Source organism: Streptomyces sp. NPDC058145 (assembly GCF_042884245.1).
Classification (GTDB): Bacteria; Actinomycetota; Actinomycetes; order Streptomycetales; family Streptomycetaceae; genus Streptomyces.
Genome location: NZ_JBHVUH010000004.1, coordinates 77820 through 90786 on the forward strand (window position 1 = coordinate 77820; position 12967 = coordinate 90786).

The 12967-nt window shown below is 70.2% G+C and carries 11 protein-coding genes and 1 tRNA gene; 9 read left to right on the forward strand and 3 right to left on the reverse strand.

The features are described 5' to 3' along the window. Window positions 1-78: 78 nt before the first annotated feature. Window positions 79-1098: an MraY family glycosyltransferase gene (locus tag ACFVVO_RS10340; RefSeq protein ID WP_390053520.1), complete on the reverse strand. Its 1020-nt coding sequence runs from the start codon at window positions 1096-1098 to the stop codon at window positions 79-81. 193 nt (window positions 1099-1291) lie between these two features. Here ACFVVO_RS10340 and ACFVVO_RS10345 point away from each other — a divergent pair, with 193 nt between their 5' ends. From ACFVVO_RS10345 to ACFVVO_RS10365, 5 genes are all read left to right on the forward strand, one after another. After that, the gene (locus ACFVVO_RS10345) at window positions 1292-3574 is read left to right on the forward strand and encodes a heterodisulfide reductase-related iron-sulfur binding cluster (RefSeq protein WP_390053522.1); all 2283 of its coding nucleotides are present in this window, start codon (window positions 1292-1294) and stop codon (window positions 3572-3574) included. 170 nt (window positions 3575-3744) lie between these two features. Beyond that, window positions 3745-5043, forward strand: a complete 1299-nt coding sequence (locus ACFVVO_RS10350; protein WP_390053524.1) for an FG-GAP repeat domain-containing protein — start codon at window positions 3745-3747, stop codon at window positions 5041-5043. Between the two features lie 194 nt (window positions 5044-5237). Beyond that, window positions 5238-6710: an FG-GAP and VCBS repeat-containing protein gene (locus tag ACFVVO_RS10355; RefSeq protein WP_390053526.1), complete on the forward strand. Its 1473-nt coding sequence runs from the start codon at window positions 5238-5240 to the stop codon at window positions 6708-6710. 24 nt (window positions 6711-6734) lie between these two features. Next, on the forward strand, window positions 6735-7760 hold the full coding sequence (locus ACFVVO_RS10360; protein ID WP_390053528.1) for a Yip1 family protein: 1026 nt from the start codon (window positions 6735-6737) through the stop codon (window positions 7758-7760). A gap of 230 nt (window positions 7761-7990) precedes the next feature. Further along, the gene (locus ACFVVO_RS10365) at window positions 7991-8347 is read left to right on the forward strand and encodes a hypothetical protein (RefSeq protein WP_390053530.1); all 357 of its coding nucleotides are present in this window, start codon (window positions 7991-7993) and stop codon (window positions 8345-8347) included. A 63-nt stretch (window positions 8348-8410) separates the two neighbouring features. On the opposite strand, the gene ACFVVO_RS10370 is transcribed toward ACFVVO_RS10365, so the two are convergent. Continuing rightward, window positions 8411-8920, reverse strand: a complete 510-nt coding sequence (locus tag ACFVVO_RS10370; protein WP_390053532.1) for a phosphoribosyltransferase — start codon at window positions 8918-8920, stop codon at window positions 8411-8413. A gap of 13 nt (window positions 8921-8933) precedes the next feature. After that, window positions 8934-9509, reverse strand: coding sequence for a dCTP deaminase (dcd, locus tag ACFVVO_RS10375; RefSeq protein ID WP_390053534.1), 576 nt, complete (start codon window positions 9507-9509; stop codon window positions 8934-8936). 518 nt (window positions 9510-10027) lie between these two features. On the opposite strand from dcd, the gene ACFVVO_RS10380 reads away from it, so the two are divergent. The 4 genes from ACFVVO_RS10380 (at window position 10028) to ACFVVO_RS10395 (ending at window position 12819) form a co-directional block, all read left to right on the forward strand. Next, window positions 10028-10098: transfer RNA gene (locus tag ACFVVO_RS10380), tRNA-Gly, on the forward strand. Between the two features lie 343 nt (window positions 10099-10441). Further along, window positions 10442-10645 carry a cold-shock protein gene (locus ACFVVO_RS10385; protein ID WP_004986771.1) on the forward strand — a complete coding sequence of 68 codons (204 nt, stop codon included), beginning with the start codon at window positions 10442-10444 and terminating at the stop codon, window positions 10643-10645. 167 nt (window positions 10646-10812) lie between these two features. Beyond that, window positions 10813-12303: a DEAD/DEAH box helicase gene (locus ACFVVO_RS10390; protein WP_390053536.1), complete on the forward strand. Its 1491-nt coding sequence runs from the start codon at window positions 10813-10815 to the stop codon at window positions 12301-12303. Between the two features lie 81 nt (window positions 12304-12384). Beyond that, a complete protein-coding gene (locus tag ACFVVO_RS10395) occupies window positions 12385-12819 on the forward strand; it encodes a CBS domain-containing protein (RefSeq protein ID WP_390053538.1) in 435 nt (144 codons plus the stop codon). Window positions 12820-12967: the final 148 nt, after the last annotated feature.

Genomic DNA, 12967 nt, shown 5'->3' on the forward strand with positions numbered 1-12967 from the left:
TGACTTGAGTGGAACAGGCTCAAGTGTGCATGAGTGGGGCCGCGCGGTCAACAGACCTGAGTCAGTCGGACTCAACTCTTATCCGTTCCTTACACGCAACTGCCCTCTGACCTGCGTCGATACGGTCCGGCGGGGCGGCTGGACAGGGATGCGAAGGAGTACGAGAACGGCGAAGACCACCCCGCCGACCACCCACAGCACCGCTTTGTCCCCGGTCCATCCCGTGTGCACGAGCACCCCCACGAGCACGGAGGAGAAGGACCCGGCGCCCAGCAGCACGACCGCCCCCGGCGGGGTCGGGCCGAGCCGCCGCAGCCGGTGCGCCAGGTGGTCCGGGCCCCGCCTGAGCAGCGGGCGGCGGGAGGTGAGGCGCGCGAGGACGACCAGCAGGAAGTCGGCCGCGGCCACGGCGCTCAGGCTGAACACCACACCCGCGCTCTGCTCGAGCCCGTACCCCGCGCGCGTGAAGACGACGGCCGAGGAGAGCAGGAACCCGGTGAAGAGCGCTCCGCAGGCTCCGAGCCCCACGCGCGCGGGGTGCCAGTTGTGCATCAGGAAGCCGGTCAGCGCGGCGGCGAACACGCTGAGCAGCACGGCGAGCCCGTCCATCAGCTCCGCCGCGGCGCAGACCCCCGCCCCGAAGGCGGTGACCACCCCGACGGTCCCGGCCAGCCCGTCGGCGTGGTCGAGCCCCTTGAAGGCGAGCGTGGCGAAGACGATCCAGCCCACGGCCAGGAGGCCGCCCCAGGCGCCCGTCTCGTCGTACGGCACCACACAGGCCGCCGCCACGGCCGTGCCGGTGACCAGTACCCGCGCCCGCAGCCGCCACACGTCGGCGACGAGCCCCAGTAAGGCGATCCCGGCGGCGACGGCGAGCAGCCGGCCGACCCCGTCCCCGAACGGCGCGACGCCGATCCACTCCCCCGCCCAGGCGACCAGGCAGGTGACGGCCACGACCGCCACTCCCCCGAGCACCGGAAGGGGCCGCTGCCGCCGCCGGTCCACGATTCCCGCGCGCAGCGCGGGCACCCGGAGCAGCGCCGCGAGCACGGCGGTGAGAAGGAGGGCGGCACAGGCCGCGGCGATCCCGTAGAGCACGGCTCTAAGTTAGGCGCGAAAGTAGCAATTCGGTACGAATAACACGATCAGATTGCCATTCGGCTCAGGCACACCTCAGCGATCCAGATCACCTCGCGCCTGGCTACAGTGCGAGTAAAGATGCGGGTAGTCTCGAACGGACTGCATAAGTTACCGCTTAGTAATTTCCCTCGCAGGCCCGAGGAGCCCCGAAATGCAACTCGCCGCGATCATCGTGTCGCTGGTTCTGATCGTGGTCGGCGTGGCCCTGTTCGCCCGCGCCCTCCTGCAGATCTACAACTTCATGCGGCTCGGCCAGAACGTGCCCGCGGGCACCCGAACCGACGAGCCCGGCCGGCGCACCATCACCGTGGTCAGGGAGTTCCTCGGCCACACCCGGATGAACCGCTGGGGCATCGTCGGTGTCGCGCACTGGTTCGTGGCGGTCGGCTTCTTCTCGCTGCTGCTGACGATCGTCAACGCCATCGGCCAGCTGTTCCAGGCCGACTGGATCCTGCCGGTCATCGGCGACTGGGCGCCGTACAACATCTTCGTCGAGTTCATCGGCACGATGACGGTGCTCGGCATCCTCGTGCTGATCGTCATCCGGCAGCTCACGCACCCGCGCAAGCCGGGCCGCAAGTCCCGCTTCGCCGGCTCCAACTTCGGCCAGGCGTACTTCGTCGAGGCCGTCATCCTCATCGTCGGCGTCTGCATCTTCATGCTGCACGCGCTGGAGGGCGCCCAGCACCACGCGGACGGCTACGAGGCCTCGTTCTTCATCTCGTACCCGGTCATCCACTGGCTCGAGGGCATGGACGTCTCCACGCTCCAGAACCTCACCTACTTCTTCGCGGGCCTGAAGATCGCGACGTCCTTCATCTGGATGATCACCGTCGCCCTGAAGACCGACATGGGTGTGGCCTGGCACCGCTTCCTCGCCTTCCCGAACATCTGGTTCAAGCGCAACGCCGACGGCGGCACCTCCCTCGGTGCCCTGCTCCCGATGACCTCCGGCGGCGAGCCGATCAACTTCGAGGACCCGGGCGAGGACGACGTCTTCGGCGTCTCCCAGGTCGAGCAGTTCTCCTGGAAGGGCCTGCTGGACTTCTCCACCTGCACCGAGTGCGGCCGCTGCCAGTCGCAGTGCCCCGCCTGGAACACCGGCAAGCCGCTCTCCCCGAAGCTGCTGATCATGTCGCTGCGGGACCACGCCCACGCCAAGGCGCCGTACCTGCTGGCCGGCGGCGGCAAGACCATGGAGGGCGAGGAGAAGGCCTCCGAGGAGCAGCTCAAGGACGTGCCCGCCGCCGCCCTCGCGGAGGCCGAGCGCCCGCTGATCGGCACGGTGGAAGAGAACGGCGTCATCGACCCGGACGTCCTGTGGTCCTGCACCACCTGCGGCGCCTGCGTCGAGCAGTGCCCCGTCGACATCGAGCACGTCGACCACATCGTGGACATGCGCCGCTACCAGGTCATGATCGAGTCCGCGTTCCCGTCCGAGGCGGGCACGATGCTCAAGAACCTGGAGAAGAAGGGCAATCCCTGGGGCCTGGCCAAGAAGCAGCGCCTGGAGTGGACCAAGGAGGTCGACTTCGAGATCCCGGTCGTCGGCCGCGACATCGAGGACCTCACCGAGGTCGAGTACCTGTACTGGGTCGGCTGCGCCGGCGCCCTCGAGGACCGCGCCAAGAAGACCACCAAGGCCTTCGCCGAGCTGCTGCACATCGCGGGCGTGAAGTTCGCGATCATGGGCGGCGACGAGAAGTGCACCGGTGACTCCGCCCGCCGCCTGGGCAACGAGCCCCTGTTCCAGGAGCTCGGCATGGAGAACGTCATGGCCCTGAACACGGCGTTCGGCGAGGAGCTGGACGACGACGGCAAGGCCACGGCGGAGTCCAGGAAGCCGAAGTCGGCGAAGAAGATCGTCGCCACCTGCCCGCACTGCCTCAACACCCTCGGCAACGAGTACCCGCAGCTCGGCGGCGACTACGAGGTCATCCACCACACCCAGCTGCTCCAGCACCTGGTGGACGAGGGCAAGCTCGTCCCGGTCACCCCGGTCGAGGGCATCATCACCTACCACGACCCGTGCTACCTGGGCCGCCACAACAAGATCTACACGCCTCCGCGCGAGATCATCGGCAAGGTCCCGGGCCTGCGCAACGAGGAGATGCACCGCCACAAGGAGCGCGGCTTCTGCTGCGGCGCCGGCGGCGCCCGGATGTGGATGGAGGAGCGGATCGGCAAGCGCATCAACAACGAGCGCGTCGACGAGGCTCTCTCGCTGAACCCGGACATCGTCTCGACCGCCTGCCCGTTCTGCCTGGTCATGCTGACCGACTCGGTCAACGGCAAGAAGAACGACGGCAAGGCCAAGGAGTCCATCCAGGTCGTGGACGTCGCCCAGCTGCTCCTCGACTCCGTCAGGACGCCGGTCGACCCGGCGGGCGAGGCGGAGACGGAGAGCGAGCCGGAGCCCGAGCCGGTGAAGTGACCACCCGCTGAACAACCCACGGCGCCCCCCGGACCGCACGGCGGATCGGGGGGCGCCGTGATGTCCGCGGGAGCCGGCCGTGACCGATCCGCCACCCTCGCCCCTTACCCCACCTCTCGAACGCGTGCATGATTGCGAGGTTGTCGTCCGAGAGCCGGGAGAGGTGCGCGGTGCGCGTGCGCAGACGTGGGATCAGTACCGCGACCACCGCCGTCCTCTGCGGCACCCTGCTCCTCGCCGCCTGCGGCCCGGGCGGCGCCGGCAGCGGGGCCGGGCCCACGCCCGCCCGGATCGCCGACGCCCCCGCCGAACTCCCCGTGCCGCATGGCGAGGGGAGCGACGTCCCCGACGACTTCAACGGCGACGGCCACCGCGACCTCGTCCTCGACGACCTCGTCAAGAAGGACAGCCACGCCGACGACGCCGGCATCGGGATCGTCTACGGCGGCCCGCGCGGACTCACGCCCGGCGCACGGCAACTGCTCACCCCGAAGCAGCGGGCCGCCCCCACCAAGGGACAGCTCCCGGCCGTCTTCGACGCGGAGGAGGGCTGCGACCTGGACGGCGACGGCTTCACCGACCTGATCGTCTCCACCGACCCGCCCTACGACGGCCAGGGCCGGCCCCCGGTACCGCTGCAGGTGCTCTTCGGCTCTCCCGCCGGGCTGACCGGCCGCGCCGTCAAGCTCACCGTCCCGGCCCGCGCCCGCTTCGGCAACGACTGGCCGGACCAGCCGGTGTGCGGCGACTTCGACGGGGACGGCGAGAAGGACCTGGTCCTGCACGCGTCCGGCGGCAGGCTGTCGTACCTGCGCGGCCCGTTCGGCCGGACCGGCGCCCCGCGCGCGGCCGGCGCGCCGCTCTCCTCCCCCGGCGAGGTGCCCGCCGGGCCCGCGGCCGACGTCGACGGCGACGGGTACGACGACCTCGTGGTCCGTGCCACGGAGGGCACCGGCACGGCCGCGGTCGTCCTCGGCGGACCGGCCGGCCCCGCCCGCACCGGCACCCGCCTGCCCGCCGGCGTCGACGTGGCCCTAGGCCGCTTCGGCCGCGGCAAGGCGCTGGACGCGGCGGTCGGCGGCATGGCGGAAACGTCCCTGCGCTACGACCTCCCGGCCCCCGCGGCCCGGGCGGCCCTCGCCGTGCCCGGCTCGATGCTGGCCGCCGCCGACTTCGACGGCGACGGCCGCGACGAACTCGTCTCCAGCGGCTCCCGGCTGCGCGTCCTGCGGGCGGGGACGGCCGGGCTGTCCGGGAAGGACGCGGTCACCCTCGCGCCGCCCGGGCCCGGCACCTCCCGGGTCCTCACGGCCGGCGACTTCGACGGGGACGGGCGGGCGGACCTGGTGGTGCGGACGCACCGGGGCGGCACGAAGGACACCGTCGCCGTGTACCGGGGGTCGGCGAAGGACCTGGTCGACGGCAAGCCCGCGGTGACCTTCTCCAGCTCCGAGTTCCTGGTGATGTGATGCGGGCCGAGCCGGTTCCCGGCAGTCCCGGAAAGTAACCGGACTCACGTACAACCCTTGCGCCCCGAGGCGGGTCTCCTCTGCGCCGAACGCTCCGTGAACCGTGGGACAACCCACGGCGAACCCGGACGGTCCGCACCCCATCAACTGCGGATGCCCGCCGGGCATCCCCGCATGCAGCAGGAGAAACCCGCATGCACAAGCCTCTGCGACTCGCCCTCGCGACGGCCACCGCCGCCGCGCTGACGGGCGGGCTGCTCACGTTCTCGGCCGTGACCGCCACGGCCGCGGACTCCACCGTCGTCCCGCAGGCCGACTTCAACAACGACGGGATCGGCGACACGGCCTTCTCCGCCGACGGCGCCTACGTCAGCGGCAAGAGGGCCGCCGGCCAGTTGGTCGTGCTCTACGGCAGCCAGAGCGGTGTCTCGTCCGCCAAGCGCTCCACGATCAGCCAGAACACCACCGGCAACCCCGGCTCCGCCGAGACCGGCGACCACTTCGGCTCCGAGACCGCGTACGCCGACTTCAACAACGACGGCTACGACGACCTCGCCGTCGGCACCCCCGGCGAGGACGTCGGCGGTGACACCGACGCGGGCGGCGTCGTCATCCTGTGGGGCTCCGCCTCCGGCATCACCGGCAAGGGCGTCTCGGTCGCGGACCCGGCCCCCTCCGCGCACGACTACTGGGGCAAGAACCTCGCCGCCGGCGACTTCGACGGCGACGGCCGGGCCGACCTTGCCGTCGGCAGCTCCACCGCCACCATCTACGTCCTCAAGGGCGGCTTCAACTCCTCCGGTACCCCGGGCGGCAAGTACACGGTCAAGCCCCCGATCATGGGCACCGACGCGGGCGGCCCGCTCAACCTGACCGCCGGCGACATCAACAACAGCGGGCAGACCGACCTGGTCGTCGACGGCTTCGAGACCGACACCGACTACGGCTGGAACCGCAACTACTACATCCCGGGCGGGGCGAGCGGCCTCCACATGTCCGAGGCCATGCCTCTGAAGCCCGGCGTGATCACCGCGATCGGCGACATCAACGGCGACCACTACGGGGACATCGTCAGCGGCGCCTACTGGAACACCACCACCGAGAACGGCACGACCGTCCCGGACTCCGGCAAGGGCGGCAAGGTCTGGGTGACCTACGGCTCCGACGGCGGCCCCTCCAACGCCACCGGCATCACCCAGGACACGGGCAACGTCCCCGGCACCGCCGAGGGCAACGACTTCTTCGGCTACGAGCTCGACCTGGGCGACGTCAACGGCGACGGCTTCCTCGACCTCGCGATCGGCGTGGCCGGCGAGAACATCGGCAGCGCCGCCAACACGGGCACGGTCACCGTCCTCTACGGCACCCCGGACGGCCTGAACACCGCCTCCGGCGCCCAGTCCTTCGCCCAGTCCACGGCGGGCGTGCCCGGCAGCGACGAGGACGACGACTACTTCGGGCAGGACGTCAAGCTCGACGACGTCACCGGCGACGGCAGGGCCGACCTGATCGTCGGCTCCAGGGAGAACGCCGACAACGGCGCGGTGACCTACCTGCCCTCCAACGGCACGAAGATCACCACGACCGGCTCCCGCGCCATCTCCCCGAGCACCTCGGGCGTCTCGACGACGGGCACGCCGTTCTTCGGCTCCAACTTCGCCGACTGACCGACCCTGACGGTCCCTTAGGGGATGTCACAGGTCGGCCGCAAAGCCGGGCCCGGACGCCCGGGTCCGGCACGTCGGTCTCCGGGACCAGGTACGTTCGAAGACGTGGCTGGATTCAGGATCGGACGCGGGGGCCGGGACAACCGCACCCCCCAAGGACAGCAGGCGCCGCAGGGACCGTCGTACGGACAGGGGCGGCCCGGCGGACCGTCGCAGGGACGGCGGGGACCGTCGCAGGGACGGCCCGCGGGCCCCTCGTACGGCTACCCGTCGGCGCCGCAGCCGCCGTACCCGCAGCAGGGGCAGCCGTACGGGTACCCGGGGCCGGCCGACGACGGCCCGGAGTACTTCGGCGACGGCGGCCACCCGGGCGCCGGACACGGCGGGTACGACCCGTACGCGGCGAACAACCCGGGCCACACCCAGGCGTTCTCGGTCGACGAGGCCGCCGGCTACACCCAGGGCTCGACCTACCACGCCGGCGCGGCCGCGCCGTCCGGCCCGATCGGCCCTCCCCTGCACTGGAAGGAACTGCTGAAGGGCGTCGTCCTCGCCCCGAACCAGACGTTCCTGCGGATGCGGGACTACACGATGTGGGCCCCGGCCCTGATCGTCACGTTCCTCTACGGCCTGCTCGCCGTGTTCGGCTTCGACGGGGCCCGCGCGGACGCGATCAACGCGACGCTGTCCAACGCGATCCCGATCGTCCTGGTCACCGCCGTGGCGATGGTCCTGAGCGCCTTCGTCCTGGGCGTGGTGACCCACACCCTGGCCCGCCAGCTCGGCGGCAACGGCGCCTGGCAGCCCACGGTCGGCCTGTCCATGCTGATCACGTCCCTCACGGACGCCCCCCGCCTGGTCTTCGCCATGTTCTTCGGCGGCGACGCCGGCTTCGTCCAGCTGCTCGGCTGGGCCACCTGGATCGGCGCAGGCACCCTGCTCACCCTGATGGTGTCCCGCTCGCACGACCTGCCCTGGCCGAAGGCGCTGGCCGCGTCGGCCATCCAGCTGATCGCGCTGTTGTCGATCGTGAAGCTGGGCACGTTCTAGCCCGACCCCTGACCACCCGAGAAGGCCCCCGCGCAGTCGCCCGCCGGGGGCCTTTCGCACACGCTCGGCGAGTCCCGCGGTAAGGCTGTCCGGGGGAAAAGAAAGGCGCCGCAGCGTGCCCAGTGATCGTTCGCCGCCCGTCGTGGCCATTCTGTCCACCGAGGCCGGGAATAAGGCACAAGGGACGACGAAAGGTTGGTCGAGTGAAGTTCGCCAAGCGATGTGCCGCGGTGAGCGCCGCTGTGACGGCGGCGGTTCTCTTCAGTGCCGGCGGCGCCCAGGCGCAAGGTGTCGGGGATGCCCTTCCGCTGCTGGGCAACGTGACACTCCTGCAGATCTCCTACCCCTCGATGGACCAGGCCCGGATGGGCGACGCCGCCACCAAGGCCCTGAAGACCGGCAAGGACGACGACGCGGGCACGGTCACCGTCAACTGCAACCAGCAGCAGCAACAACAGCAACAGCAGGACCCGGCGGGCGACGCCGTCACCAAGGTCCTGAAGACCGTCAAGGACGACGGCGGGAGCGCGGTCACCATCAACTGCAACCAGCAGCAGCAACAACAGCAGCAGCAGGCGCGGCCGTAACGACGGGGCCGAATCGCATGGTCCGGCGGCCGGGTGACATACAGCCCCGGCCGTCGGACCGTTCTAGAGCGCGTCCCTGGACGGTGTGACCGGCGTACCGGCCTTACGGCACGGAGGCAGCACGGACCACGGGAAGTTGATCCAGTCCTCGGTCCGCTTCCAGACGTACTCGCACTTCACCAGGGAGTGGGACTTCTCATAGACCACCGCGGAGCGCACCTCGGCGACGGTGTCGAGGCAGAAGTCGCGCACCAGCTTGAGCGTCTTGCCGGTGTCCGCGACGTCGTCGGTGATCAGCACCTTCTTGTCGGAGAAGTCGATCACGTTCGGCACGGGCGCGAGCATCACGGGCATCTCCAGCGTGGTGCCGACGCCGGTGTAGAACTCGACATTTACCAGGTGGATGTTCTTGCAGTCGAGGGCGTAGGCCAGCCCGCCCGCCACGAACACGCCGCCCCGCGCGATGCTCAGCACGACGTCGGGCTCGTACCCGTCGTCCGCGATGGTCTGCGCCAGCTCGCGGATCGCGGTGCCGAACCGCTCGTAGGTCAGGTTCTCACGCGCTTCGCTCATGCCGTCGCCGCCCTCACACCTGGGTCCGGTGGAAGTTCAGGAACGACCGGGAGGCGGTCGGCCCACGCTGCCCCTGGTACCGGGAGCCGTAGCGCTCGCTGCCGTACGGGTGCTCCGCCGGCGTGGTCAGCCGGAACATGCAGAGCTGACCGATCTTCATGCCGGGCCAGAGCTTGATCGGCAGGGTGGCGAGGTTGGACAGCTCCAGGGTCACGTGACCGCTGAACCCCGGGTCGATGAACCCGGCGGTGGAGTGCGTGACGAGCCCGAGCCGGCCGAGGGAGCTCTTCCCCTCGAGACGCGACGCGAGATCGTCGGGAAGCGTGATCACCTCGTACGTCGACGCGAGCACGAACTCCCCGGGGTGCAGGATGAACGGCTCGTCGCCCTCGGGCTCGACCAGCCGGGTCAGATCGGCCTGCTCGATCGAGGGGTCGATGTGCGGGTACCGGTGGTTCTCGAACACCCGGAAGTACCGGTCCAGCCGGACGTCGATGCTCGACGGCTGCACCATGGTTTCGTCATAGGGATCGATCCGTACCCGCCCGGCGTCGATCTCGGCCCGGATGTCCTTGTCTGAGAGAAGCACGCCCCGAGGATACGCAAGGCGCGCGGGGCCCCGACAATCGTGACGGCTCCGCGCGCCTGTGCCCTTGTGCGGTGGGTCCGGCTACCGCTTCTCCAGGGCGACCGGCACCACACTGCGGAGCCGGGCACATCGTGGACACCTCACGAGCCGGCCGGGCCCCAGCCGTTCGGCCTTCTGCATCGGGAACGAAGTGGCGCTGAAGACGTGCCCGTCCGCGCAACGAACGACGGTGCGTTCCATCAAATCCCTCAAGTCCCTTCCCCAAGAGCCTCATCGCCCTGCCGTCTCGGCGACGAAAGCCACATTACGGGATCAAAGAGACGACTCTCCAGGCGGCACTCCGGCCTCGCCCGGCCCCTCTCCCACCCCGCCACGGTACGCCCCAACTCCGTTCCCCCGCAGCGGTATCCCATGCCCCGGACGTACGTGGATCCCCGGGCCCGGGCACCGGGGGTCCCCGATGGGGTACAGTGAGCGAGCGTTCGGGCATCGACTCCGCGGAGCCGACCCGTAGTTACGCGGGTGTAGTTTAATGGTAGAACATCAGCTTCCCAAGCTGAGAGCGCGAGTTCGATTCTCGTCACCCGCTCTTCATGAAGCCCCAGGTCATCGACCTGGGGCTTTTGCGTGGCCGGCCTCAGCCGTCGCAGCAGGTCACAGCACCGCGAACGGAGATACTCGACGGCAATACTGCATCCCCGGAATCCAATATCTGTGGTCGCGACGTGAGAAATCGACGCGGCGCAGGAGAAATATCTCTGCGGCCACGAGCGGGGCAGAATTATTTACCACGCTCCGCCGACTCCGACGTGCTACTCTCGTCGTCAGTTGCAGGTGTGGTTGCCAGTGGGTTTTTCCGACGGCTGATCATCACGGCGACACGGAATGCACACAAGGTGTATTCCTGAAACCGTCTCCGAAGGAGAAACAAAATGGCTACTGGCACCGTGAAGTGGTTCAACGCGGAAAAGGGCTTCGGCTTCATCGAGCAGGACGGCGGCGGCGCCGACGTCTTCGCCCACTACTCGAACATCGCCGCCCAGGGCTTCCGCGAGCTGCTGGAAGGCCAGAAGGTGTCGTTCGACATCGCGCAGGGCCAGAAGGGCCCGACGGCCGAGAACATCGTTCCCGCCTGACGCACACTTCGCAGCTGGGGCCCGCACCTTGGGGTGCGGGCCCCAGCTCGCTTTATTCCCGGGGTTATTTCGCCCCTGTCATTCTCGGCCCGTTCTCGCGATTCCCTGCGCCGCAAATTCTGCTGCGGAAATTCCTTGATACGTGCCCGCATCAAGGAAGGTTCCGCATGGACCGCACACGTACTACTCGCACACGCGCCAATCGCCCGTCCGACCGCTTCGGAGGAAGGGCCGCCGCGGGCCGCTCCGGCGCTCCGCGCCGCTCCAACGGTTTCGGAAACCGGCAGCCGGTCCGGGGCGAGTTCACCCTGCCGAAGACGGTCACGCCCGCGTTGCCCGCTGTCGAGTCGTTCGCCGATCTCGCCATGCCGGAGGCGTTGCTGGCCACGCTCGGCCATGAGGGCGTGACCGTACCGTTCCCGATCCAGGCGGCGACCTTGCCGAACTCCCTGGCCGGCCGTGACGTACTCGGTCGCGGCCGCACCGGCTCGGGCAAGACCCTCGCCTTCGGCCTCGCGGTACTGGCCCGTTCGGCGGGCCGGCGCGCCGAGCCGCGCCGGCCACTGGCCCTGGTGCTCGTCCCCACCCGTGAGCTGGCCCAGCAGGTCACCGACGCGCTCACTCCCTACGCCCGCTCCGTGCGCCTGCGGATCGCCACCGTCGTCGGCGGAATGTCCCTCGGCAGGCAGGCCGGTGCGCTGCGTGCCGGCGCGGAGGTGGTCGTCGCGACGCCCGGTCGGCTCAAGGACCTCATCGACCGGGGCGACTGCCGGCTCGCCGACGTCGGCATCACGGTTCTCGACGAGGCCGACCAGATGACCGACATGGGCTTCATGCCCCAGGTCACCGCCCTGCTCGACCAGGTGCGCCCCGACGGCCAGCGGTTGCTCTTCTCCGCCACTCTGGACCGCAACGTCGATCTGCTGGTCCGTCGCTACCTGACCGACCCGGTGGTCCACTCCGTCGACCCGTCGGCCGGTGCCGTCACCACGATGGAGCACCACGTACTCCACGTGCACGACGCGGACAAGCACCGCACGACCACCGAGATCGCGGCCCGGGACGGCCGGGTCATCATGTTCCTGGACACCAAGCACGCCGTGGACCGGCTGACCGAGCACCTGCTGAACAGCGGTGTCCGCGCCGCCGCCCTGCACGGCGGCAGGTCCCAGCCGCAGCGCACCCGGACCCTGGCGCAGTTCAAGGACGGTCACGTCACGGTGCTGGTGGCCACCAACGTCGCCGCGCGCGGCATCCACATCGACAGCCTCGACCTGGTCGTCAACGTGGATCCGCCCAGCGACCACAAGGATTACCTGCACCGTGGCGGCCGTACGGCCCGCGCCGGGGAGTCCGGCAGCGTCGTCACCCTCGTGACCCCCGGCCAGCGCCGCGGCATGAGCCGGCTGATGGCTTCGGCCGGCATCACCCCGCAGATCACCCCGGTCCGTTCGGGCGAGGCGGAACTGAGCCGCATCACCGGTGCCCAGGCGCCCTCCGGCGTCCCGGTGGTCATCACCGCGCCGGTCTCGGAACGCCCCCGCCGCGCGTCTTCGCCGTCCCGGAGCCGCCGGAGCCGCACCGATCAGGGCGGACCCGTCGGCGCGGGGGTGCGGCGCAGGGCACAGCGGCGGCCCGGCAACGACTCGGCTGCGTAGGCCGGCGCAGGGAGCCCCCGTGCCCTCCTTGGGCCGCGGGGGGGGCATCAGGCCGACCAGCCCTCACCGAAGGAGACACCTTTGACGCCGGCACGGACGCAGTACCGCAGGACGCACCCCGCCCCCAGGTCCGTGGTCGACGACAACGACGGGCACGGGCCCCGGGTATGGGACGACATGACCGTCGAGGTGGCTCTGGCCGTCATGGCGGGTGCCCGGGTCCAGCACCTGACCGTGTGCGACGGGGACGACGAGAGCACGGGTCTGATCACCCTGGCCCGGCTCGCCGTTCTCCGCGACAGTTCCACGTACACGGACCGGATCCGTCTGCGGGACGTCCTCGACGGATCCCTGCCGAGCCAGGCCGGGTTCCGTGCCTACTCGCCCTCGCACGCCGATGCCCCTCGCCCGGGCCGTCCCTGCCACGACCGCCCCGAGACCGTGGGCGTGGGTGGCTCCACCCGGCTCCGGACCGCGTCGGCGCTGCTCGGCGGCACCGGTCCCGTGGAGGAGTGAGGACGGGCGGGAAACCGCCCTCAGGATCCCGGTGGGGGGCGTGGCGCCGCGCGGCGGCCAGGCCCCCCCCCGGGGCCAGAGGGCGGGTTTCCGCCCCGCCGCACCCCACCCCCGCGGGGTGGTAAAAAAAAAAACCACCCCCCCAGAC

Bases quoted from the DNA above. Each gene is read 5' to 3' on its own strand.
- ACFVVO_RS10370 (WP_390053532.1), bottom strand. From the start codon at position 8,920: ATGAGCGAAGCGCGTGAGAACCTGACCTACGAGCGGTTCGGCACCGCG.
- ACFVVO_RS10345 (WP_390053522.1), top strand. From the start codon at position 1,292: ATGCAACTCGCCGCGATCATCGTGTCGCTGGTTCTGATCGTGGTCGGC.
- ACFVVO_RS10360 (WP_390053528.1), top strand. From the start codon at position 6,735: ATGTCACAGGTCGGCCGCAAAGCCGGGCCCGGACGCCCGGGTCCGGCA.
- ACFVVO_RS10385 (WP_004986771.1), top strand. From the start codon at position 10,442: ATGGCTACTGGCACCGTGAAGTGGTTCAACGCGGAAAAGGGCTTCGGC.
- ACFVVO_RS10355 (WP_390053526.1), top strand. From the start codon at position 5,238: ATGCACAAGCCTCTGCGACTCGCCCTCGCGACGGCCACCGCCGCCGCG.
- ACFVVO_RS10390 (WP_390053536.1), top strand. From the start codon at position 10,813: ATGGACCGCACACGTACTACTCGCACACGCGCCAATCGCCCGTCCGAC.